Origin of the sequence: Pyramidobacter sp. YE332, assembly GCF_033060595.1 — a bacterium.
Lineage (GTDB): Bacteria > Synergistota > Synergistia > Synergistales > Dethiosulfovibrionaceae > Pyramidobacter.
In genome coordinates, this window is record NZ_CP133038.1 from 1,860,375 (window position 1) to 1,884,685 (window position 24,311).

Sequence of the window (24,311 nt, forward strand, 5' to 3'; positions counted from 1 at the left end):
AAACTGAAACAGGTTAAGGCCTCGGTGTATTAGTACCGGTTAACTCAACGTCTCGCAACGCTTCCATTCCCGGCCTATCGAACCCCTCGTCTCGGGGACACCTTACTACCTTCTGGTATGAGATATCTCATCTTGGGGGCGGTTTCCCGCTTAGATGCCTTCAGCGGTTATCCGGGCCGTACTTGGCTACTCTGCTGATGCGGCTGGCGCCACAACAGATACACCAGTGGTACGTCCACTCCGGTCCTCTCGTACTAGGAGCAGCTCCCCTCAAATATCTTGCGCCCGTGGTGGATAGGGACCAAACTGTCTCACGACGTTTTGAACCCAGCTCGCGTACCGCTTTAATGGGCGAACAGACCAACCCTTGGGACCTGCTACAGCCCCAGGATGCGACGAGCCGACATCGAGGTGCCAAACCTCCCCGTCGATGGGAACTCTCGGGGGAGATCAGCCTGTTATCCCCAGGGTAGCTTTTATCCGATGAGCGACGGCCTTTCCATTCAGCACCGCCGGATCACTAGGACCGACTTTCGTCTCTGCTCGAAATGTCTCTCTCGCAGTTAAGCCAACTTATACCCTTGCGCTCTCTTGGCGGTTTCCATTCGCCATGAGTTGACCTTTGCGCGCCTCCGTTACTCTTTGGGAGGCGACCGCCCCAGTCAAACTGCCCGCCTGACTGTGTCCTCTTCGTCGATTCAGACGCTAAAGTTAGACATTCGAAATCACAAGGGTGGTATCCCAACGATGGCTCCAAGAAAGCCAAAGCTCTCTCTTCTCCGCCTCCCACCTATCCTGTGCATGTGATTTCAAATATCAGTATCAGGCTACAGTAAAGCTCCATGGGGTCTTTCCGTCCTACCACGGGGAACCGGCGTCTTGACCGGTACCACAATTTCACTGGATCTCTCGTTGAGACAGCGCTCAAATCGTTACGCCATTCGTGCAGGTCGGAACTTACCCGACAAGGAATTTCGCTACCTTAGGACCGTTATAGTTACGGCCGCCGTTTACTGGGGCTTCATTTCCAAGCTGCGCCTTGCGGCTCACTCTTCCATTTAACCTTCCAGCACCGGGCAGGCGTCAGACTCTATACTTCGACTTGCGTCTTATGCAGAGTCCTGTGTTTTTGGTAAACAGTCGCTTGAGCCTGGTTTCTGTGGCTGCTCCCCGCTTCACCTTACGATTGACGGGGGCAGCACTCCTTCTCCCTAAGTTACGGAGTTAACTTGCAGAGTTCCTTAACGAGAGTTATTCCACTCACCTTAGCTTGCTCAGCTTGACCACCTGTGTCGGTTTCGGGTACGGGCGCCATAAGTTCTCCCTAGCAGGTTTTCCTGGCAGCGGAGCTTCAACAGCTTCGCCTCGAAATGAGGCTCCCTCTCGGATCTCGGCCTTGACGGGGCGATGTGCTTGACTGTCGCCCCAGCCTGCTTCCTTGGACTGGCTCTTCCATCAGCCGGCCTGTCTAGCTTTCTGCGTCGCTGCTTCGGTCGTAGCGAACTTATCGCGGGGCAGGAATTTCAACCTGCTGTCCATCATCTACGCTTTTCAGCCTTGACTTAGGCCCCGCCTTACCCTGGGCGGATCAACCTTCCCCAGGAATCCTTGGTCTTCCGGTGTATTTGATTCTCGCAAATATGTCGTTACTCATGCCGGCATTCTCACTACTCAGCTGTCCACGAAACTTTACAATTTCGCTTCGTCCCGCTGACTACGCTCCCCTACCGATAGATTGCTCTATCCCATAGCTTCGGCGGCATGCTTAGCCCCCTACATTTTCGGCGCGGGGGTCCTCGACCAGTGAGCTGTTACGCACTCTTTAAAGGATGGCTGCTTCTGAGCCAACCTCCTGGCTGTTTCGGGGTCCCTACATCCTTGTCACACTTAGCATGCTCTTCGGGGCCTTAGCTGATGATCTGGGCTGTTTCCCTTTCGACCACGAACCTTATCACCCGCGGTCTCACTCCTGATTTCTACGTGGCGGCATTCGGAGTTTGATGGCTCGCGCAAATCCCCCAGGACCGCTTGAGCTGTCAGTCGCTCTACCTCCGTCACGAATCCATCAAGGCTGCACCTCAATGCATTTCGGGGAGAACCAGCTATTACCTAACTCGATTAGCTTTTCACTCCTAACCACAGGTCATCCAAGACTTTTTCAACAGGCACTGGTGCGGTCCTCCATGGGGTTTCACCCCCACTTCAACCTGCCCATGGCTAGATCGTCAGGCTTCGGGTTTATTGCAGGCAACTTCGCGCTCTCTTCGAACTCGCTTTCGCTTCGGCTCCGGAACTTCATCCCTTAACCTCGCTGCATGCAATATCTCGCCGGCTCATTTTTCAATAGGCACGCTGTCACTTTCCATACATCGCTGTATTTCCAGCTCCAACTGCTTGTAGGCATACGATTTCAGGTCTCTTTCACTCCCCTCCCGGGGTGCTTTTCACCTTTCCCTCTCGGTACTATGCGCTATCGGTCACTTACAGTATTTAGCCTTGGACCATGGGCGGCCCGGATTCAAACGGAATTTCTCGTGCTCCGCTCTACTTGGGATTCGGTCTTCAGAGGGATCGGGTTTTCGTCTACGCGGCTTTCACGTTCTGCGGCTCGCTTTTCCAACACGATTCGACTAACCCGAGCTTTTCTTACTCTGCGGAAGCTCAGCAGCGCTTCCCCGACTGTCCCGCAACTCCCTCCGCAGCAACGGCTGCTGCCTTGCACTGCGGGGGTTTAGGCTGGCCCCTGTTCGCTCACCACTACTGGGGGGATCTCTTCGATTTCTTTTCCTCCGGCTACTGAGATGTTTCACTTCACCGGGTTCCTCTCCTTTACGGAGTCACGGGTCTGCACCCGTGGGGTTGCCCCATTCAGATATCCGCGGATCGAGGCCTGCTTGCGGCTCCCCGCGGCGTTTCGCCGCTTGCTGCGTCTTTCGTCGGCTGTAAGTGCCCAGGCATCCGTCGTATGCCCTTTCTACCTTAACCTGTTTCAGTTTCGTCCTGTTCGATTGTCAAAGAGCGCGTACCGTCTTTTTCTTGACTGTTGGGTAAGAAAACGTCCCTTGAAGAAGTGTTCTTAGCTGGTGGAGGTGACCGGAATCGAACCGACGACCTCCTGCGTGCAAAGCAGGCGCTCTCCCAACTGAGCTACACCCCCAGCAAAGATGAATATGGTGGGCCGCAGAAGATTTGAACTTCTGACCTCTCGGTTATCAGCCGAGTGCTCTGACCAACTGAGCTAGCGGCCCACAAAGTGAAGAAGTTAAACTAGCGTCGCTCTGTATTTCTGTCGTGCAAACGTGCAGCTTGTTTCGTTCAGCTTGAGTTCTCGTTCGCTGATGGTGCTCCTTAGAAAGGAGGTGATCCAGCCGCACGTTCCCGTACGGCTACCTTGTTACGACTTCACCCTCCTCACCGGACACTCTTTAGGCGGATCCTTCCTTGCGGTTAGGCCTCCGGCTTGGAGAGCACCCGACTCGGATGGTGTGACGGGCGGTGTGTACAAGGCCCGGGAACGTATTCACCGCGGCTTGGCTGATCCGCGATTACTAGCGATTCCAACTTCATGCAGTCGAGTTGCAGACTGCAATCCGAACTGGGGATGGCTTTCTGGGATCTGCTTCACCTTCCGGTCTCGCTTCTCTCTGTACCATCCATTGTAGCATGTGTGTCGCCCTGGACATATGGGCCATGATGACTTGACGTCGTCCCCACCTTCCTCCATCTTGTCGATGGCAGTCTCGCCGGAGTGCTCAGCTTTACCTGGTAGCAACTGGCAATAGGGGTTGCGCTCGTTGCGGGACTTAACCCAACATCTCACGACACGAGCTGACGACAGCCATGCAGCACCTGTTCACGTTCCCTTCCTTGCGGAGGGGTCGATCCGCTTTCGCTTCTCTACCGCGTGTATGTCAAGTCCAGGTAAGGTTCTTCGGTTTGCATCGAATTAAACCACGTGCTCCACCGCTTGTGCGGGCCCCCGTCAATTCCTTTGAGTTTCAATCTTGCGACCGTACTCCCCAGGCGGTATGCTTATCGCGTTAACTTCGGCACGAAACTATCGCTAGTCTCACACCCAGCATACATCGTTTACTGCCAGGACTACCGGGGTATCTAATCCCGTTCGCTCCCCTGGCTTTCGCGCTTCAGCGTCAGTATGCAGCCAGCAAACCGCCTTCGCCACTGGTATTCTTCCTGATATCTACGCATTTCACCGCTACACCAGGAATTCTGTTTGCCTCTCTGCTTCTCAAGCTCTCCAGTTTCGTCTGCGAAAAAGGGTTAAGCCCTTCCATTTGACAGACGACTTGAAGCGCCGCCTACGCGCCCTTTACGCCCAGTAATTCCGGACAACGCTCGCTCCCTACGTATTACCGCGGCTGCTGGCACGTAGTTAGCCGGAGCTTCCTCGCAGGGTACCGTCACTTCCTTCTTCCCCTGCAACAGAGGTTTACAACCCGAAGGCTGTCTTCCCTCACGCGGCGTCGCTGGGTCAGGCTTCCGCCCATTGCCCAATATTCCCCACTGCTGCCTCCCGTAGGAGTCTGGACCGTCTCTCAGTTCCAATGTGGCCGGTCGACCTCTCAGTCCGGCTACCCGTCTTCGGTTTGGTGAGCTTTCACCTCACCAACTGCCTGATAGGACACAAGTCTCTCCAAAAGCGCATCTCTGCTTTTCACCTTCCGGCTTATGAGGTATTAGCTCCGGTTTCCCGAAGGTGTCCCTCTCTTTCGGACAAGTCCTTGTGCTTTACTCACCCGTCCGCTGCTCGAATGATTCAATTCAACATATGTCTCCTCAAACCATCCTCGCTCAACTTGCATGTGTTAAGCACGCCGCCAGCGTTCGTCCTGAGCCAGGATCAAACTCTCCGTTGAAAATTGATCGAGCTCATGCACTAGCTGTCTCTTCTTCACCATATTCACTTTTCAAGGTGCTGCATCGCAGCCGATTTCGGCGCGACCGGGATAATATACCACTACTCTTTTAAGAATGCAAGCCCCGATTTGTCATCTCGATTCGATTGCAAAAACATGAAATTCTTCAAGGTAAATGCAACGCAACATCCGGTACCCCGTTGCATTAAATCTGAATTAAAAGGAGCTTGCATTTAGGGCTTGTTTAAAAAACATTTCAGCTTGTATTATTTCAATAAAATAACACTGGCAGCGACAAGAACAAAAGCGAAAAACGAAGCGTCAAGTTTGTCATAGCGGGTGAAAATTCTACGGAACCATTTGATTTTCTGAAAGAAACATTCAACCAAGTGTCGTTCCTTGTAAACATGCTCATCTATAAACCACGGTTCGGGATTATCGCTCTTCGGCGGGATAGTGTAACTTCCCTCCCGAGAAGTAATGTACTCTCTGATGGCTTGCGAACCGTAAGCCTTATCGCCGATGACGTTGCTCCCTCTGATTTCCGCTTGCCCGAGCAAGGACACGGCATGGCGGGAATCGTGGTCATTGCCGGGACTGAGCAGGAGCGCCAGCGGATTGCCTAAACCATCTACTATCGCATGAATTTTCGTATTCTTGCCGCCTCTGGACATGCCAATCGCTTGAGCCCCTTTTTTCCCCCTTCCGGGGTTTTCCCTCTCCCGTTGGCACTTTGATGTACTTTGCAGGACGTGGAGTCGATAGAGAGATTTTCCATGTCGGCATCAGCGCTTAGGGCGGCAAAGATCGCCTCGAATATTCCCCGCTGTTTCCACAGCCTGAAACGTGCGTAAACTGCCTGCCATTTGCCGTAACGCTCCGGAAGATCTCTCCATGGCGCTCCACTTCTGGCAAGCCACAGAATCCCATTGATGATCCTGCGGTTATCGTATTTTGCCGGGCGTCCACGTTGACCTGATTTCGGGTGTTCGGGCGGCAGCATTCTCTTGATTCGATTCCACTCGCTGGAGGTCAGTTCATATCTTCTCTCTTCCATGAGAAAAGTTTAAGCGATTGGATCGATTTAGGCAACTTTGACGTTTTTTAAACAAGCCCTAGTATGAATTGATGAAAGACCTTTCTTACGAGACAACAGATCTCGGAAAGGAGTTCATCATCATGAACAAACATTTGACTCTGGCTGAAAGAAAAGCCATTGAAAGCGCCCTCAACCGGCGAGAATCTCTCAGAAGTATTGCCTCAACAGTTCTGAAGTCGCCGAGTACGATCTCCAGAGAGATCAGAAAACATGCAGAGACTGTCTTCAAAGGCTGTTATGGCCGGACAGCAAACTGCTGCCTTCACCGGTATGACTGCTCCGTTACTTCCCTTTGTAACACCTCTCCGAAATGCCGTTCACTGTGTTTCCGGTGCTCAAGATGTAATACGATGTGTCCTGACTTTAAGGAGGAGGTCTGCCCGCAGCTTTCGGTTCCTCCGTATGTCTGTAACGGCTGCCCCAACCGTCACCGCTGCACTTTAAAAAAACGGATCTATTCTGCTAAATCTGCAAATGACTCTTACGAGAAAACTTTGCATGAGGCTCGTGAAGGCTTCAATATCTCCGATGCCGAGCTTGCAGATATTGATTCTTTTTTCTCTCCTCTCATCAAACAGGGGCAGTCTCTCTATCATATTATCCGTAATAATCGAGATACTGTTCCCTGTTCTGAAAGTACCGCCAGACGGCTCCTGCTTTCGGGTATTTTAGAGGCACGGAAAATAGACTTGCCCCGAGCTGTCCGTTTTAAGAAGAGAAAGGGAAAAAGAAATAACATGAAGGTGGATAAAAAATGTCGTGAAGGCCGTACCTACAATGATTTTCTCTCTTTTTCGGAGAAACATCCGGACATGCTTATTACCGAAATCGACAGTGTCGTTGGCACCACAGGAGGAAAAGTTCTTCTGACTGTCATCTTAAGAAACTGCAACTTTATGCTGGCTTTTTTGAGAGATAAAAATACTGCTCAATCTGTTGAGCAGATTTTTACAATGCTCTTCACTCTTCTGGGCAGGAAACGCTATAAGTCCATGTTTCAGGTCCTTCTTGCTGACAACGGTACAGAGTTTTCCAATCCGACGGCTATCGAAAAAGGTCCGGACGGAGAAAGAAAATCATATATGTTCTATTGCAATCCACAAGCACCGCAGGAAAAAACGAAGGTTGAAAATAATCATACTCTCATTCGAAGGATCCTTCCCAAGGGAACAACTTTCGACAATTTATCCCAAACTGATATCAACCTGATGATGTCTCATATAAACTCATACGGGAGGAAAAAATTTAACGGAAAATCTCCTGCAGAGATCTTTATCAACCTGTATGGCGAGGATGTATTGCATTTACTCGGACTCGAACTTATTCCGCCACAGGATATCTGTTTAAAGCGGACTCTTCTCGCCGGTAAATAACGGCTCCTTTTTAATTTCTTGATTGCATTAACTCTGAACTGAAAATTTTGCTTTCAGTTGAGGATCACTTTTGTATGCACTTTTTTCGGACAATTTCCTCGTAACAGCTTTTCATCCCCTTGAATTTGTTCCGTTAGCGCAATCTTGATCGTTATTATGTGTTCGTAATGACTGCTTGCTGCTTTTGTCCTGTCAAAGTAAATGCAACCCCGTCGCATTTACTTTGACGAGGTTGCATTTACTCTGAAAATTTACCGATTGCAAAAACATCGTTCCGATCCGGTCGAACACTGCTGCGCTTCGATTTCCTCCTCGATTTTTCTCTCCCGTACTTCGCCCAGAGATTTGACTGACTTTTTTTTCCGCTAGAATAGACGATGCTGTGTTCGTTGTTACTCTGAATTACTGAGGTGAATCCCGTGAATAGCAGCAATAACGTTAAAGGGGGGCACACTGCACCGCAGAGGCCGAAGACTTCTGCAAAAGTACCCCAAAAAGGAAAAAATCGTTTCTGAACAAATTTCTGATGTGGTTGGGGATGACGCTCCTCGTCTGTATCGCGGTGGTTTCTGTAGGATTGGCTTTATACATCAATAAGATTTCGGATACGTTGCCAACTGACGATGAGATTCTTGCTTATCGAGCGAATGAAGCCAGCATCGTTTACGACCGCAAAGGCCGCGTGATCACGGAGCTGTACGTTGAGAACCGGAAGCCCATGAAGCTGGAACAGTTCTCAAAGTGGATGGTGATGTCGATTCTCGCGGCGGAGGATTCTCAGTTTTACTCTCACAAGGGAATCCGGCCGCTGGCAATTCTGCGTTCGCTGTTTAGCGGCGAAGGCGGACAGGGGGCCAGCACGATCACGCAGCAGCTGGCGAGAAATCTCTTTTTGTCGAGTGAAAAGAGTCTGGACCGCAAAGCCAAAGAAGCCATCATTTCTCTCCACATGGAAAGGCTCTATTCCAAAGATAAACTGCTTGAGACGTATCTCAACGCGATCTATTTCGGTCATGGCGCCTGGGGCATCGACGCGGCGGCTCACAGCTACTTCAACAAGAGCGCCAGCGATTTGACGCTCGGCGAGGCTTCGATTTTGGCAGGCCTGGTCGCCGCTCCCGAAAAATATTCTCCAATCAGGAACATGAGCCTGGCCAAAGCTCGCCAGAATTATGTGCTGAACCGCCTGGTCCATTTGGACTGGATCACTCGGGAAGAAGCAAATGCCGCCGCTCAAGAGCAGTTGAAATTCAACGAACGGACCGAGAAGAGCAAGCTCGCTTTCAATAAAGCGCCCTATTTTGTGAGCCACATTCTCTTCAAAGAGTTGATCCCGGTTTACGGCAGCGACAAGATTTACAAGGGCGGCATGAGGATCTACACGACGCTGGATCTCGACGTGCAGCAAGCGGCGGAGGAGTCCATGGAAAAGTTGAAAAGCGAAGGCGGGCTCGTCGCGCTTGATCCGACAGACGGAGCGGTCCTCGCTCTGGTCGGCGGCAAAGACTTCGAACAAAGCAAATTCAACCGGGTGACGCAGGCGTTCCGGCAGAGCGGTTCGGCTTTCAAGCCAATTGTTTATGCGGCTGCGCTTGAAGCCGGCTACCGCCCGATTGACCACATTATGGACACGCCGATTTCACTGCGCGTTCCCAATTCATCGGGACCTGCCTGGACGCCGCATAATTTCAGTGAAACGTATGTGGGAGAAGAAACGCTGCTCAACGCTCTGGCCCATTCACATAACACTCCGGCGGTGCGCCTGACCTATATGCTGGGGCCGATGAACGTCGTCGAGACGGCCCGGCGTATGGGGATCTCTTCGCCGTATTTGACCCCTACGCTTTCCGTTGGTTTGGGGGTCGCCAGCGTCACGCCGCTGGAAATGGCCGTCGTCTACTCGGTTTTCGCCAATAACGGCAGCCGCGTCGAGCCCTACTTCGTTCGAGAGATCCGCAGTCGCGAGGGAAAAGTTCTTCAGCAGAATTCCCCGAAGATCACAGAAGCCCTTCAGCCTGGTACGGCAATGATCGCTCGTTCGATGCTCCAGGAAGTCATCCGCGCCGGTACCGGCAGCAAAGCGCGCCTTGCCGGATTCGAAATGTTCGGTAAGACCGGCACGACAAACGATTACACCGACGCATGGTTCGCCGGCGGCGTCCCCGGACTGGTCGCCGTCGTTTATGCGGGAAATGATGACCTGAAACCGCTTGGCGGCAAAAACGCGACGGGCAGTCACGTTGCCCTTCCCGTATGGTCCTCGTTCATCAGAAGCGCCGTCAAAATCCTCGAAACGCCCCAAGTCTTTCCCAGAGAGCTTTCCGACGAGGAAAGCGGCGTCAGGGTCATGCGCGTATGCGTCGAAAGCGGTTTTCCGGCCTCGCCGGAATGCAAAAAAGTCACCAATATCTACATGCCTGCGGACAGAATCCCCACCGCCCCCTGTCCGCTCCACGCCGAGGGCGCGGCAGAGATGGAAGATTCCAACGCACCGCAACTGCTGCTTTTGGATCAAGATAAGACAGATCTCGAAGCCGTCAAGAAGGATGAAGAACTCCTGGTCTCCCAAGATCAGCTTCCGATTTTCGATCCCTCCCAGATTCCGCCGCCCGTTCCTCCCCCCCCGACCTCCCGCCAGCAGAGGGGAACAGCACTGGCAGCTGGCGCGATTACATCAAAAAGGACGACCGTTCCGTTGAAGAACGGTATCAGGAACTGCTCAAAAAATACAATATTCAATAATGAAAAGTCCGAAGGCCGGCTTCGCACCATGCCTTCGGACTTTTTCAATCCACTGCGGTCATACGCGTTTTCGATAATAGAGAAATAATAGAGAAAGAAGAAGCCCGCAACGGCGGGCTTCTTCTTTCTCTCGATTTGGCTTTTAACAGCACAACACCGTCTAGTACATGCCGCCCATGCCGGGGCCCATGCCGCCGGCCGGATCGGCCTTCTTCTCCTCGGGCTTGTCAGCCACAAGGACTTCGGTGGTCAGGATCATCTTGGCAATGGAAGCGGCGTTCTCGAGAGCGCTGCGGGTCACCTTGACGGGATCGATGATGCCTGCTTTGATCAGGTCGACATACTCACCGTTGGAAGCGTCAAGGCCATGACCTTCCTCAAGGGAACGAACTTTCGCGACAACGACGTCACCCTGCAGGCCGGCGTTGGTCGCGATCAGATGCAGAGGCGAAGACAGCGAGTTGAGCACGATGTTGGCGCCCGTGCGCACGTCGCCCTTCAGTCCCTGCTTCTCGATCTCCTTCTCAAGATCCTCGACGCAGTTGACGAGAGCCACACCGCCGCCGGCCACGATGCCTTCCTCAACGGCCGCGCGGGTGGCGGAAAGCGCGTCGTCGATACGAAGCTTCAGTTCCTTCTGCTCGGTCTCGGTGGCGGAACCGACCTGAATGACGGCTACGCCGCCGACCAGCTTGGCAAGGCGCTCCTTGAGCTTTTCCTTGTCGTAGTCGGAAGTGGAGTTCTCGATCTCGGTGCGGATCTGAGCGGCGCGGTTACGGATGTCGTCCTTGTTGCCGCTGCCGTCGACGATGGTGGTGTCTTCTTTGGTGATGCGGATCTTCTTGGCGCGGCCAAGTTTGGACAGCTCGACGTTCTCGAGCTTTTCGCCGAGGTCGGAAGTGACCACCTCGCCGCCGGTGACCACAGCGATATCCTGCAGCATGGCCTTGCGTCTCTCGCCGAAGCCGGGGGCCTTGACGGCCACGGCGGTCATGGTGCCGCGCAGTTTGTTGACGACGAGGGTCGCCAGAGCTTCGCCTTCCACGTCCTCAGCGATGATCAGCAGAGGCTTGCCGGTCTGCAGAACTTTTTCGAGGATCGGCAGCAGATCTTTGACGTTGCTGATCTTACCGTCGTGGATAAGCACATAGGCGTCTTCGAGCGAAGCTTCCATGCGCTCGGGGTCGGTGACCATATAGGGGCTGATGTAACCCTTGTCGAACTGAAGTCCGTCGACGGTCTCCAGCGTCGTGCCGGTGGTCTGGCTGTCCTCGACGGTGATGACGCCGTCGCGGCCGACTTTCTCCATGGCTTCGGCGATGATGGCGCCGATGGCCTTGTCGTTGGCGGAGATCGAAGCGACCTGGGTGATGTCGTCCTTCCCGTTGACCTGGTGAGCCATCGCCTTCAGGTGCTCGGTCACAGCGTCCACGGCCACGGAAATGCCGTTGCGCAGGTAAATGCCGTTGGCGCCGGCAGCCACGTTCTTCATGCCCTCGCTGATCATCTCGCGGGCCAGCACGGTCGCGGTGGTCGTGCCGTCGCCGGCCACGTCGTTGGTCTTGGAAGCGACTTCCTTGAGAAGCTGAGCGCCCATGTTCTCGAAGGGATCTTCAAGCTCGATCTCCTTGGCGATGGTCACGCCGTCGTTGGTGATGGCGGGAGAACCGAATTTTTTGTCCAGCACGACGTTGCGGCCTTTGGGGCCGAGGGTCACGCCGACGGTATCGGCAACTTTGTTGATGCCGCGCTCGAGCGCACGACGGGATTCTTCGCCAAAAGCAAGAATTTTAGCCATTTATGAATTCCTCCTGAAAAAATAATGATGTCTGTCCAAAAAAACTAGTCGATCACCGCAAGAACGTCGCGCTCGCTGAAAATCACGAGCTTCTCGCCGTCAAGCTTGATCTCCGTGCCGGAATACTTGCTGAAAACGATATGGTCGCCGACTTTCACTTCAAGGGGAAGCTTCTGACCATTGTCGAGAATGCGCCCCGTTCCGACGGCGATGACTTCGCCTTCCTGAGGTTTTTCCTGCGCGGTGTCCGGCAGATAAAGACCGCTCTTGGTCTTTTCTTCTCCGCTGACGACTTTGACGACGATACGATCCGCAAGGGGTTTCAACTGCATTATTTATTCCTCCTATACTGAGTTCGACAAAAATCTCCGAAGTGATTTTTATTAGCACTTAATCACTTCGAGTGCTAACAATGGTTATGATACAATTTTGGCGGTCAAATTCAAGAGTGATCACAGAAAAATATTTTATCTTTTAGCGATTTTTCGCGATAAAATTTCGTTTATCAGCTGTTTCCTACCGTATGCTGTTCTTTCGCTTAATCATGTAAAAACAATCGCGACGCGGCCTTGTCCATAAAATAAAGAGAGCAACCACAGCGGATTGCTCTCTTAAAAATCATTGCTCCGTCGGGACGCGATCCCCGGACACGAAGCGCGAGAAATGCTCCCGACAATAACGATGGATCTCCCCCGCGGTCGCCAAGTTCAGCACTTCATCAGCACAGGCGCGCATTTCTTCGGTTTTCAACAGCGAAAGGATCCACTGGGTGCGCAGCATCTCGGAAGGGTTGACGCTGAAAGAACGCAGTCCCATGCCGAAAAGGATCGGACTCAGCAGGGGATCTCCCGCCATTTCTCCGCACAAACTGACGGGCTTGCCCGCCGTCGCGCCATTTTTGATGGTGGTCTGCACAAGGCGCAGGACCGAGGGCGAGAACGGCGAATAAAGATAAGACAACGCCGAGGCCAGGCGGTCGACGGCCATGGTGTATTGGATCAGGTCGTTGCTGCCGATGCTGAGAAAGTCGCATTCGCACGCGATCAGATCGGAAATGACGGCGGCCGAAGGCGTCTCCACCACGACGCCGACTTTAGTGCGAGGATTGAAGGCCGTCCCTTCCCGGCGAAGTTCCTCCTTGACGTCATCAATCACGGCTTTTGCCGAACGCACTTCGTCAATGGCCGAAATCAGCGGCAGCAGGATGGAAACGTCCCCGTAGGCGCTGGCGCGCAGAATGGCCTTGATCTGGCTGCGGAAGATGTCCACGCGCGACAACGAATAACGAATCGCCCGATGGCCGAGCGCCGGGTTCTTCTCTTCCGGCATGTTCAGATAGGAGGGGATCTTGTCGCCGCCGATGTCAAGCGTGCGGAAGACCACCGGACGGCCCTTCATGGCCAGCAGCGCTTTCTTGTACTCCCAGAACTGTTCCCCTTCCGCCGGCAGATGCGCGCGGGTCAGATAAATGTATTCCGTCCGATAAAGTCCGACGCCGTGCCCGTCAACTTCCACGATCGACTTGATATCCGCATCGGAAGCCGCGTTGCCGTAAACTTTCAACAGCACCCCGTCGGCGCTGCAAGCCGGCCGTCCCACAAAACTGCGCAACCGCTGCTGAAACAGACTCTCCCGTTCCTGTCGCGCGCGACATTCCCGGATCGTTTTCTCGTCCGGGTTGATAAAAACATCGCCATTATTGCCGTCGACAATGATAAAATCGCCGCGATATACGTCGTCGGCGACTCCGCTCAGCCCCACCACGGCAGGCTTGTGCTGATTGCGGGCCATGATGGTGGCATGAGAACCGATCGTTCCCTCTTCACAGATCAACCCGACAATATTATTCTTCTGGATCAGCGAGATCTCCGCTGTGCCCATGCTTTTGCAGACAAGGATCAGGCCTTCCCGCTCGTCCCTGAGCAGGTCACCGCCTTCGATATGCAGAAGCAGACGGCACACGCGCGCCGAAACGTCTTTGACGTCATCGGCCCGGGCCTTCAGGCAGTCGTTGTCCATATTCTCGAAGACCTGAGCGAACTTTTCCGCCACGGTCTTGACAGCCCATTCGGCGTTGACGTTCTGAGCGACGATCATGTCTCGAATCTCACCGAGAAATTCCGGATCTTCGAGCATCACGCCATGGACGCGGTACAAATCGGGGCCCGCTTCGTCTCCGTCAACAACGGCCGTCTTCTCGTCGCCATAAAGCCGTCGGATCTCTTCGCTGGCCGTCGCTACGGCCAGGTTCAGACGCTCCACTTCCCCTTCGGCGTCGTCGACATAGTCTTTTTCTATCTCGAGCTGTTCCTTCCAGTCGACGTAAACTTGCCCCATGACAATTCCCGGAGATACGCCCAGCCCCTTCACGCAATTTCCTCCCTCGCCCCTGTACAGAATTCTAAAGACAAGATATCACAGACAAACGCTCAGCTCAACGCTCGATTCCATCGCGGGCCATGACCCCGGCGTCGTAGTAGTGCTTGATCAGCTTCATTTCGGTCACGAGGTCGGCACGTTCAATGAGCCAACGAGGCGCATAACGCCCCGTCAAAAGCAGCTCCGTTCTTCCGGGACGTTCATCCAAAAAGTTTTCTACCGTTTCATCGGAGACCAATCCGAACCACAGCGCCACGTTGATCTCGTCGAGCACGACCAGATCGTACCGCCCGGAGAGCATGGCCTGCCGGCAGATTTCCAGTCCCCGCCGCGCCATCTCTCGGTCTTTCTCGGTCATTTCCTCACGATGAAGGCAGCGGGGACCGCCGAACGTCTGCAGGTCGATCTGCGGCAGCGCCGAGAGGGCGCGATGCTCGCCATAAAGCTGTCCTTTCATGAACTGCCCGAAGAAAACGCGCCCGCCGTTCCCGGCCATGCGGAGGGCAAGCCCCAGCGCCGCCGTGGTTTTGCCCTTGCCGTTGCCCGTATAGACTTGCACGAAACCGCGTTCGAGCATGTTCAGGCTCCCATGATGCGGCTGCGGAAGACGAAGAACACGGCGCCGAGAATGCAGAGCATCGCCCACAGGTAATCGAGCGTCAGTTTTTCCTTTAAATAGAAGGTGGAAAACAGCACGAAAACGGTCAGGGCGACGACCTCCTGCAGAATTTTCAACTGCCCCACCGAAAGCGCCTGATGCCCGATCCTGTTCGCGGGCACCTGCAGGCAGTACTCGAAGAACGCGATCCCCCAGCTGGCAGCGGCCGCGACGAACCACGGCCGGTCGGCGAGGCTTTTGAGATGACCATACCAGGCAAACGTCATAAAAACGTTGCTGCAGCACAATAAAACCGCGCAGACAAGAACCGATTTCAAATGGATTCCTCTTTTCCGCTCAGACGCTCAGGGAAAAAACGACGGCAGCTCCTCCGCTTTTCCGCTCGCAGTCCGTCACAGCGTTTCCTTTTCGCTGGACTGAAGGACAACCACGGCCACGTCGGCGGGGACTTTTTTGGCAAAAGCCTGCGGATCCGCCATAATGTTGGGAAACGTGTTGTAATGCATGGGGATGACTTCACGGGGATGGATCATTTCCGCCGCTTGCGCCGCTTCGTCGGCGTTCATCGTGTAGGTTCCGCCGATCGGCAGCAGCGCGACGTCGATCGCCATGGAACGCAGCTCTTTCATGCCGTCGAAGAGCATGGTGTCGCCCGCGTGATAAACCTTGTGCTTATCGACTTCGATCACGTAGCCGCAGGGTTCGCCGTCAGGCAGTTCCTGCCCGTCGGCCTGAATCGACGAGGTGTGGACCGCGGGCACGACAGCGACCTTGCCGAACAGGAAGTTTCGGCTCTCGCCGCTTTTCATTACCGTGATCGTTTCCGGATTCACGCCTTGTGATCTTAGATACTCGGCGATCTTATCGTTGCAGATCACGGCACATTCGGTTTGTCTGGCGATAGCCGCCGCGTCCCGCAGATGATCGGCATGTCCGTGCGTCAGCAGCATCGCGTCAAGCGCGATGAAATCATCCGCCGTACAGCAGGCATAGGGGTTGCCCGTGAAAAACGGATCGATCACGATCGAACTGTAATCGCTCTGGATCTTGAAGCTGGCATGACCTAAAAACTGAAGCTGTGTTGCCATAGCGCACACCCTCCCTCAAAATTTAACGCAGATTCGTGATTTTTATTACAAATAAATATATTAGCATAAAAAGAGTCCGCGTGCTCCTATTATACGATTAAATTTCATGCCGGTTCTCGTCGTGTTTTTTATACAAAGCTCATCCCGCCATTCGGCGACAAACTTCAAACCGACACGCGCCTCCGCGCAAAAAGCGCCGTCCTTCTTTCGAGAGACGGCGCTTTTTGCACGGCCGATATATTCCGACTCAAAGTTTGAAGTCTTCGATACGGAACATATCCGTATAGGTCGGATAAGGCCACAACTCTTTGGCAATGAGCCGCTCGGCTTCATCGCTGTCGGCGCGGATCGATTCCATCAGCGACGCGCCGTCGCCGGCGAGAGTCTTCGCGGCGGCGTGAGCGTCTCCGTCCTTGACCGAGCCCGCCACGGCGTCCAGCATTTCCAGTTTCTCAAGGATGCCGCATTTGATCTCCGCCAGACGTTTCAGATTCTTCTCCCATGGGGCGATATGGGCACGCAGTTCCACCGGCAGGGCGGACAGCGCGCCGGCTTCGCAGGCCAGCTGTTTCGAAATGGCCGGCAGCACGCCCTCGAACATCATCGCGCGCAGCACGCCGATCTCCGTCAGCATCGTTTCATTGTACTGTTCCAGACGCACCTCATGATAAGCGACGATCTCGCGGTCCGTCATGATCCCCAGATTCGCCAGCAGATCGCGATGTTCTCTGCTCAGATACTGATCCAGAGCTTCGACCGTATTCCTGCACACCGGCAGGCCGCGGCGCTTCGCCTCTTCGATCCACGCCGCGTCGTAACCGTTGCCTTCAAAGCGCACGTTCGCCGATTCCTCCCAAGCGTCTTTGATCACGGCCAGCGCCGCGTCAGCCACGTCCGCCCCGCCGATGAGACGCGACTCCAGCGCCGTACAGAAGCGCTCGATTCCTTCGCTCCAGGCAGCCAGCATCACGGTCAGCGGGCCGCCGAGCGCCTGCGGAGCGCCGACGCCGCGGAACTCCCATTTGTTGCCCGTGAAGGCGATCGGCGAGGTGCGGTTACGGTCGCTGACGTCTCTGTTCAACGTCGGCAGACGGTCCAGGCCGAGGTCGATGGACCCCTTCGCCGTCATGTCTTCGTTGAGGCCTTGGGCCAGACCGTTCAAAGCCCGGTCGATCTGCGAGCCGACGTAGACGCTCATGATCGCCGGAGGCGCTTCATGCCCGCCAAGACGATAGCTGTTGCCCGCCGAAGCGATGGACGCGCGCAGCAGGCCGCCGTGCCGGCTGACGCCGAGCAGGAACGAGGCGATAAAAGAAAGGAACTGGACATTGCGCCTCGGGTTGCTGGTCGGCTTGAGCAGATTGCGCCCTTCGCTGTCGCGCAGCGAAACGTTCAGGTGCTTGCCGCTGCCGTTGACGCTGGCAAACGGCTTTTCATGCAGCAGCAGCTGGAAATGGTGGCGGCGCGCCATCTTGCGCATCACTTCCATGAGCATCTGGTTCTGGTCGCAGCCCTGATTGGCTTCCGAGAGGACGGGCGCGAACTCGAACTGCCCGGGAGCCACTTCGTTATGGCGGGTTATCAGCACTTGGCCGAGGCGGTACATATCGCGCTCGACGTCCTCCATGAAGGCGAGGACACGCGGATGGATCGCGCCCAGATAATGGGCTTCCACGGCCTGAGCCTTGGGCGACGGCGCGCCGATCAGGGTGCGGCGGCACAACTCGATGTCCGGACGGCGGCGCGCCTTTTCCTCGTCGACGAGGAAATATTCCTGCTCCGCGCCAATGGTCACGTCGACGGAACGCACGGTGCGGTTGCCAAACAGTTTGAGCAGACGCATGGCCCGTTCCTGGATGGCGCCGATGCTTTTCAGCAGCGGCGTTTTCATGTCCAGCGGCGTACCGTCGTAGGAGATGAATACCGAAGGGATGCAGAGCGTGCCGCCTTTGTGGCTGAGGACGATGAATGCCGGGCTGGAAGGATCCCAGGTGCAGTAGCCGCGCGCCTCAAAGGTGTTTCTCATGCCGCCGGAAGGAAAGGACGAGGCGTCGGGCTCGCTCTGGATCAGTTCCTTGCCGCTGAACGTATGGATCGGGTGGCCTTCCCCGTCGAGGTTGAGAAAGGCCATATGACGTTCCGCCGTGACTTCCGTCCGCGGCTGGAACCAATGGGTGTAGTGCGTCGCTCCCTTGGAAAGGGCCCATTCCTTCATGGCCGCCGCCACGTAGTCGGCAATCGAACCGTCGAGCTTGCCGTCTCCCTCGACCGCCGTCATCAGGCGCCGGTACACGTCTTCCGGCAGACGCTCCTTCATGGCCGCTTTGTCGAAAACATGCATTCCGAAAATCTCCGCAGGACGGGTTACGCCTTCATCCATTTGCTCTGACCTCCCGAAAATGTGTTTGCCGTGCCCAACCCTTCAAGGAAAGACACGAGCGTTTTTTTCGATTCATCTTTTTATGATGCAAGAGTATATCACATCCATTGGGATAAGATCATGCAGATACACACAAAATACAAAATTTATGCACATGAAAATCCATTTACATGCATGTCTTTTTGAAAAAAGACATGCACAGACAGAATTTTGACAGCGCACTCATTTCCGCCGTCGATCTTTAATGCCAAGGTCAAAAAAAATGAGCCCGATACGGTCATTCAACCATATCAGGCTCTCTTTTCAGCAGTTTCCTTCATAAACGTAGGTCAGATGCCGGCGAGCGCGCTCCGCCAGGCGGTAAATCCGCGCCACCGGCGTCGGCGGTCTGTCCTGAACTTTATAGTGCGGAAAAAAGCGCGAGAGATGCAACGGCAGATTGCGGTCAAGCGACGCCAGCCAGGCCGCCAGCCGCTCGATTTCATCGTCGCCGTCGTTCTTTCCGGGCACGATCAGCGTCGTCACCTCGACGTGACAGCCGAATTCAACGGCGCAGCGGATGAAGTTCTTCACCGTTTCCAGATCGCCGCCCAGCCAGCGGTAGTACGCCTCGGTAAAGCCCTTCAGATCCACGTTCATGGCGTCGATCAGCGGCAAAAGCCGCCGCAGCGGCTCGGAAAGCAGAGAACCGTTCGTGACCAGAACGTTTTTCATCTTCCGCTCATGGATCAGCTGCGCGCAGTCGACGACAAAATCATAGCTGACTGTGGGTTCGTTATAGGTGTACGCTAAGCCGATGTTCCCGCGGACTCGGAGTGCCCCGGCCAATTCCGCCAGCTGAACGGGTTCGGCGCGCCGCACGGCAAGGCCGCTTCCGTTGGACATGGCGATGGAATCGTTCTGGCAAAAAGGGCAGTGCAAGTTGCAGCCGTAACTTCCAACCGACAGGATGAAACTGCCGGGGTAAAAGCGCCGCAAAGGCTTTTTCTCGATCGGATCCAGGGCCAGCGAGGTGATCCGGCCGTAATTTTCCTCAACGATGCGCCCGCCGCGGCACACTCTGGCGCGGCAGATGCCCCGCTGGCCTTCCTCCAACGCGCAGCGGTGGAAACACAGCTGACAGCGTTTCATCGATGACGCACGACCTCGAAGCGCTGAAGCGAGTAATTTTCGCCGCGCTCGATGCCGGCTTTGCGAAGCGCGATGTCCAGCTGCCGCTCGACGGTATCGACGCCTTCGAGGTCGGGCAGCAGCAGTCCTTTGCGGTGCCCGCTGCTGACGATCACGCCGTAGCGCCTGACGTCGAGGTCGTCTTTTGTCGCCTCTTCGGCCGGCGAAAGCACGTCCACGTCGTACACGAGCCGCGGCAGTTCCGCTTCGGTTACGGGAGCGAAGCGCGGGTCGCGCGTTCCTGCGGAGACCGCGTTGTGGAGGATCTCCTCGGCGACGGAACCTCTGACCGGCTCGATCGTCCCGATGCAGCCGCGCAGTTCGCCGGCAATCTTGACGGAGACGAAGACGCCGGCGCGGCGCTTCGTCAGATCTTCCGGCAAGCCGTCAGGGAGCTTGGCCACGCGGCCGCTCTTCACATAATGTTCCAGGCTCAGCCGCGCCAGCTTTACATAGGCGTCTTCACACGCGGCGGTCTGACGCAGTTTTTCCCGTTCCCGCCGCAGGAACAGCTGATCGAAACGCCGCCTTTCATCGACGGCACAGGGAACGAAGCAGGCCACGCCGTAACCGACGCCAAACGGTCCCTCGTAACTCAGGACCTCGCTCTCCACGTCGCAGCCGTCGAAGGCGCCCGCCATGACGACAAAAGAACGCAGACCGCATTCCGCCGCTTTTTCGCAGAAAACGGGATCGAGCTCGAGCATGGCGCCGAAGTCGGCCGACGAAAAAATCTCCATGATCCGCCGATCAAATTCGGGCCCTTCCGGCGCAAAACCATAAGGCCCGTCGGCTTTCAATTTGTGCGACAGGTCGCCGCTGGCAACGACGACGGCCCTGCGCCCCAAACGCTCCGCCGCGCGGGCGATCGCCTTGCCGAAGTTGTAATGCTCGAGCAACGGCAGTCCCGAAAGACCGATTCTGACCACAGGGATCGCGCCGCACGACTGACAAAAGAACCGCAATGGAATCATTGTGCCATGATCGAGTTCGGCACGGCGTTCGCCCTTTTTCCCAGCAGGGATCCCGGATGCCGCCGCTTCAGACCCGATCGCTTCCGCCAGCGCGTCGTCGTAAGAAACGGCGCACGCCGCGTCGGGCCGGCCGAACGCCGCGAAGCTTCCGCGCGCCTGTTGCCCTGGCGAGATGTGAAAATAATCGCGATACATGATGGAATGGGGCGACAGGACGATCAGAACGTCGGGCTTCAGCGCCGCGGCCCGGCGGGCCGCTTCACGATAGGCGTCGATGGTTGCCTGGATTCCCTTTTCCTCTCCGCGCCCGATTTCCGGAAGGATCAACGGCGGATGAGGCACCGCAAAAGCTCCAAGAATTGCCACGTGGATCACTCCTTTCACACACAGACGTTGACCCGAGCCGCTTAGCTCTCACTCCGCCATGGCGCTTTTTCACTCTCGAAATCCCGCATAAAATGCAGCAGCAGCGTCAACGCCAGCAGATCGGCGCTGCCGCCGGGACTGAGGTTCTCCGCTATGAACTGGCGGTCGAGCCGGGCGATGCCCGCCATGTCCGGCACAGTTTTTTCATCGAGCAGACGGCCGATCTCGCGTTGTACCTCACGAAAGCGGAACAAACTGGAGCGCCGGATCATGTTCGTGTCGTCCGCGGCGCCGATCAGATGCAGCAGAGTCACCGCCGCGGCGTCGTTCAGCGGCAGATTCTCCGCTAACAGCCGTTCGAAAACGGGCAGCCCGCATTCGATCACCGCGGGAAAGCCGGCCGCCGCCTCGCCGCGGATCCCCGTGACGCCGCTTTCGCGAAAAATTTTCTCGCCCGCGGACTGTCCCTGCGGAGAAAACTCATCTTTCAGCCCCGTCAGCATCTTCCGCGCCACGCCGGCCAACCGCTCCGCCGCGGCGTTTTCCCCGCGCCCCCACAGCCAGCCGCGGGCCGCGCAGATCACGCCGACGGAGAAGATCGCGCCCTTGTGAACGTTGACGCCGCCGGTCGCTTCCAGCATGACCGTTTCGGCCTCCATCCCCGGCAGCCGCAGCGATTGAAAAAGCCGCTCCGGCTCCTGTTCGGCCGCTTCGGCCCCCAGCGCGGCACAGAGGTGGAAATACGGCGCCAGCGTGCCGGCGCTGTCCATAAACGTGAAAAGGTCCATATCGCGATGCGATCCCGAGTTGAAGCGGTCCACCAGCCCCGGCTTGGGCGAAACGCAGACCTCGTACAGCAGCGCCCGTTGAGCGGCGCTCGCGACCGTATCGGCAAAACGGCCGACGGCGTCGTCGTACATCAGCTTCACGGCGGCGCAGGCCAGTTCCCGCGCCGGATGGATCCGGCGCGGCGCGCAGTCCATCGCGGCGCGCCCGCAGATCACGCACCGGCGCGGCGGCAAACCCAAAGCGTCACGGGAAATTTTCACCCCGTCGGAAGCCAGAACGTCCATGTCGTAGAGCCGCGACGCAGGCGAACTGATCTCGAGGGCGACAGTCAGCCTTTTGACGTCTGCCGGCGCGCCGTCGGTCAAAAGCATGGCCTCGCTGCCCGTCGGCTCGACGCGGCATGCTTTTGTGACGATCGAGATCCCGTTCCGCGCCAGATGCCGCTCCAGCCGCGCCAGCCCGTGCCGAAAAAACGCCTGCGCCAAAGGAAACTGTTTGATCTCGCCCGGCATGTTCAGCGTATAACTGATCAGACTTTTTCCGCCGCCGCGCAGCATGTCCCGCTGACGCGCCCCCCGCCGCTCGCGCGCCGCCAGCATCTGCGCAAGAGAAACGCCGCTCTCTCCAAGAATCCGTTCAACGTCCATAAAATCATCTTCCATAAAATGCCCGCAGGCAGATTTATTTTCATTATCATACTGGTTCTCATTAAAAAGAGCAAAGGCCTTCTGCCATTTTTGACGAAAACGAGCATGACCTCAGGCCGAGAGCGCGCAGAACACAAGAACAAAAATCCCCCTCGGCGATCCGAGGGGGAACGTTTCTGATTGGTGGCGGTAACTAGATTCGAACTAGTGACACTGCGGGTATGAACCGCATGCTCTAGCCAACTGAGCTATACCGCCGTTAAATTGGTTGCGGGGAGAGGATTCGAACCTCTGACCTTCGGGTTATGAGCCCGACGAGCTACCGGACTGCTCCACCCCGCGATAAAGCGCCGTTTCATGGCGACATCGGGTATATTAACAGACTCCCGGGAAAAATGCAAGAGCTTTCAGGCGGGAACTTTATTTCTTCTTCCCGTTCTTTGGGCTGCTTTTTTCCTTCGCGGTTTTTTCGGGCACGCTTTTTGTTTCTTCATTCTTCTCCTGGACGGCGTTGGGACCGATGACGACTTTCATCCCTTTCACGACCAGCGGCTTGAGTTTTTGCAGATCTTCATTTTTCATGCGGATGCAGCCTTCGCTGGCCAGCGTACCGATCGATTCGGGATCGTGCGTGCCGTGGATGCCGATCCCCTTCCAGCCGGTCTTGAGGCGAATGAACCACGGGCCGTAAGCGTTTTTGATGACGCCCTTGCCGTCCTTGAAGTCGTGAGTCCAGCTGCTGGCGTCCTGGATCTGCTGCACGGAGAAACTGCCCTCGGGCGTGCGCATGTCGCCGGCTTTCCGCTTGTTGCCGGGCACCTTGCCCAGGGCGACGCCCCATGAGTCGATCGCTTTGTTGCCCTCGGCAAGATACAGTCTGAAACCGGCCTTGTCGATATAGATCCAGCGTCCTTTTTCATCGCTGCGGGCGATGGCGGCCGGTGCCGGCTCGTCCGCCGGGCGGGGCAGTTCGACATCATCTCTGAGGCCTTTATTGGCGCCGACGTTCTTGGCCACGACGCCGGTCGCTTGTTCACTCGCGAGGTCAGGGCCGACGATGGCCGGCTTCAACGCGGTACCGACGATCTGCGGTTTGGGCGGTTCTTCGGTGCCGCCGTGAAGCTCCCAGGCGCCGAGAGAAACCAGTCCTACAAAAAACGCTACCGCCAGACCGGAGAGGACGAGAAAATTTCCTTTCGCTCTTCCGTACATCATCATACCTCCTTCTGTCTTTCGTCCCTTTTATTTTACACAATGGGACTTTTTTATGCCATAATGAACGTACTGATTCGTCATTTTCCTAAAGATCTTTCTCGTCGGAGGTTTTTTCATGAACGATCTCGCGTCCTATATCGATCACACGCTTTTGAAGCCCGACGCCACAGAATCCCAGATCCGCGCGCTCTGCGCCGAAGCGCGGCAATGGCGCTTCGCTTCGGTCTGCGTCAATCCCCGCTGGACGGCGACGGCGGCCGCAGAGCTGCGCGGCAGCGGCGTCAAAGTCTGCACGGTGATCGGGTTCCCGCTCGGCGCTTCGGTCAGCGCCGTCAAGGAGTTCGAAGCCCGCCAGGCCGTAGCGGACGGCGCCGACGAACTGGACATGGTCGTCTCCGTCGGCGACCTCAAAGCCGGCGGCGACAAATACGTGCGATCGGACATTGCCGCGGTCGTCAGGGGCGCGCAGGGGCGTACCGTCAAAGTCATCATCGAAGCCTGCCTGCTCACCGACGAGGAAAAGGGCCGCGCCTGCCGTCTGGCCGCCGCGGCGGGAGCGAATTTCGTCAAGACCTCGACGGGATTTTCCAAAGGCGGCGCGACCGCGCGCGACGTGGCGCTGATGCGCGCCGCCGCAGGACCGACCGTCGGCGTCAAAGCCGCCGGCGGCATCCATACGCGCGCAGAGGCGGAAGAAATGATCGCCGCCGGGGCGACGCGGATCGGGGCTTCGGCCGGCGTGGCGATCTGCCGGGAAGCGGAAGCATAGCGAAAGCGGGCGGCCTGACGGGGCCG

The 24,311-nt window shown here is 56.1% G+C and carries 15 protein-coding genes, 4 tRNA genes and 2 rRNA genes; 3 read left to right on the forward strand and 18 right to left on the reverse strand.

Features of this window, described 5'->3' with window-relative positions; genetic code table 11:
* Window positions 1–9 precede the first annotated feature (9 nt).
* From RAH42_RS08765 to RAH42_RS08785, 5 genes are all read right to left on the reverse strand, one after another.
* Window positions 10–2,985, reverse strand: a 23S ribosomal RNA gene (locus tag RAH42_RS08765).
* 96 nt (window positions 2,986–3,081) lie between these two features.
* Window positions 3,082–3,157, reverse strand: a tRNA-Ala gene (locus tag RAH42_RS08770).
* 14 nt (window positions 3,158–3,171) lie between these two features.
* A tRNA-Ile gene (locus tag RAH42_RS08775) sits at window positions 3,172–3,248 on the reverse strand.
* A 104-nt stretch (window positions 3,249–3,352) separates the two neighbouring features.
* Window positions 3,353–4,877, reverse strand: a 16S ribosomal RNA gene (locus RAH42_RS08780).
* The 16S and 23S rRNA genes sit together here with 2 tRNA genes alongside, the layout of an rRNA operon.
* Before the next feature lie 266 nt (window positions 4,878–5,143).
* Window positions 5,144–5,934 (reverse strand): IS5 family transposase gene (locus RAH42_RS08785; protein WP_317539161.1). Its coding sequence is split into 2 segments (ribosomal slippage): window positions 5,144–5,563 and window positions 5,566–5,934, totalling 789 coding nucleotides; the frame shifts between segments, so codons are not numbered across the junction.
* A gap of 392 nt (window positions 5,935–6,326) precedes the next feature.
* Here RAH42_RS08785 and RAH42_RS08790 point away from each other — a divergent pair.
* Together RAH42_RS08790 and RAH42_RS08795 are read left to right on the forward strand one after the other, a co-directional pair.
* On the forward strand, window positions 6,327–7,349 hold the full coding sequence (locus tag RAH42_RS08790) for an IS30 family transposase (protein WP_317539274.1): 1,023 nt from the start codon (window positions 6,327–6,329) through the stop codon (window positions 7,347–7,349).
* A 526-nt stretch (window positions 7,350–7,875) separates the two neighbouring features.
* A complete protein-coding gene (locus tag RAH42_RS08795) occupies window positions 7,876–10,179 on the forward strand; it encodes a PBP1A family penicillin-binding protein (RefSeq protein ID WP_317539275.1) in 2,304 nt (767 codons plus the stop codon).
* A gap of 72 nt (window positions 10,180–10,251) precedes the next feature.
* Here the strand turns inward: RAH42_RS08795 and groL are convergent, their stop codons facing one another.
* The 13 genes from groL to RAH42_RS08860 form a co-directional block, all read right to left on the reverse strand.
* Window positions 10,252–11,889 carry a chaperonin GroEL gene (gene groL / locus RAH42_RS08800; protein ID WP_078016727.1) on the reverse strand — a complete coding sequence of 546 codons (1,638 nt, stop codon included), beginning with the start codon at window positions 11,887–11,889 and terminating at the stop codon, window positions 10,252–10,254.
* 44 nt (window positions 11,890–11,933) lie between these two features.
* Entirely contained in the window at window positions 11,934–12,221 is a 288-nt protein-coding gene (gene groES, locus RAH42_RS08805) for a co-chaperone GroES (RefSeq protein WP_009164021.1), read from the reverse strand.
* 286 nt (window positions 12,222–12,507) lie between these two features.
* A complete protein-coding gene (gene ptsP, locus RAH42_RS08810; RefSeq protein WP_078016726.1) occupies window positions 12,508–14,259 on the reverse strand; it encodes a phosphoenolpyruvate--protein phosphotransferase in 1,752 nt (583 codons plus the stop codon).
* Window positions 14,260–14,323: 64 nt separating this feature from the next.
* Window positions 14,324–14,845, reverse strand: coding sequence for a cob(I)yrinic acid a,c-diamide adenosyltransferase (locus tag RAH42_RS08815; RefSeq protein ID WP_078016725.1), 522 nt, complete (start codon window positions 14,843–14,845; stop codon window positions 14,324–14,326).
* Window positions 14,846–14,847: 2 nt separating this feature from the next.
* Window positions 14,848–15,204, reverse strand: coding sequence for a DMT family protein (locus tag RAH42_RS08820; RefSeq protein ID WP_078016724.1), 357 nt, complete (start codon window positions 15,202–15,204; stop codon window positions 14,848–14,850).
* Between the two features lie 75 nt (window positions 15,205–15,279).
* Window positions 15,280–15,975 carry a metal-dependent hydrolase gene (locus RAH42_RS08825; RefSeq protein ID WP_078016723.1) on the reverse strand — a complete coding sequence of 232 codons (696 nt, stop codon included), beginning with the start codon at window positions 15,973–15,975 and terminating at the stop codon, window positions 15,280–15,282.
* Window positions 15,976–16,222: 247 nt separating this feature from the next.
* Entirely contained in the window at window positions 16,223–18,355 is a 2,133-nt protein-coding gene (locus tag RAH42_RS08830) for a glutamine synthetase III (RefSeq protein ID WP_078016722.1), read from the reverse strand.
* A 303-nt stretch (window positions 18,356–18,658) separates the two neighbouring features.
* Window positions 18,659–19,486, reverse strand: coding sequence for an AmmeMemoRadiSam system radical SAM enzyme (gene amrS / locus RAH42_RS08835; protein WP_317539276.1), 828 nt, complete (start codon window positions 19,484–19,486; stop codon window positions 18,659–18,661).
* Entirely contained in the window at window positions 19,483–20,865 is a 1,383-nt protein-coding gene (gene amrA, locus RAH42_RS08840; RefSeq protein WP_317539277.1) for an AmmeMemoRadiSam system protein A, read from the reverse strand. The genes amrS and amrA overlap by 4 nt, the downstream gene beginning before the upstream one ends.
* A 41-nt stretch (window positions 20,866–20,906) precedes the next feature.
* Entirely contained in the window at window positions 20,907–22,316 is a 1,410-nt protein-coding gene (gene citX / locus RAH42_RS08845) for a citrate lyase holo-[acyl-carrier protein] synthase (RefSeq protein WP_317539278.1), read from the reverse strand.
* Between the two features lie 166 nt (window positions 22,317–22,482).
* A tRNA-Met gene (locus tag RAH42_RS08850) sits at window positions 22,483–22,559 on the reverse strand.
* Between the two features lie 7 nt (window positions 22,560–22,566).
* Window positions 22,567–22,643 (reverse strand) — tRNA-Met (locus RAH42_RS08855).
* A gap of 78 nt (window positions 22,644–22,721) precedes the next feature.
* On the reverse strand, window positions 22,722–23,513 hold the full coding sequence (locus RAH42_RS08860; RefSeq protein ID WP_317539279.1) for a L,D-transpeptidase: 792 nt from the start codon (window positions 23,511–23,513) through the stop codon (window positions 22,722–22,724).
* Between the two features lie 118 nt (window positions 23,514–23,631).
* Here RAH42_RS08860 and deoC point away from each other — a divergent pair, with 118 nt between their 5' ends.
* A complete protein-coding gene (gene deoC, locus RAH42_RS08865) occupies window positions 23,632–24,285 on the forward strand; it encodes a deoxyribose-phosphate aldolase (RefSeq protein WP_317539280.1) in 654 nt (217 codons plus the stop codon).
* Window positions 24,286–24,311: the final 26 nt, after the last annotated feature.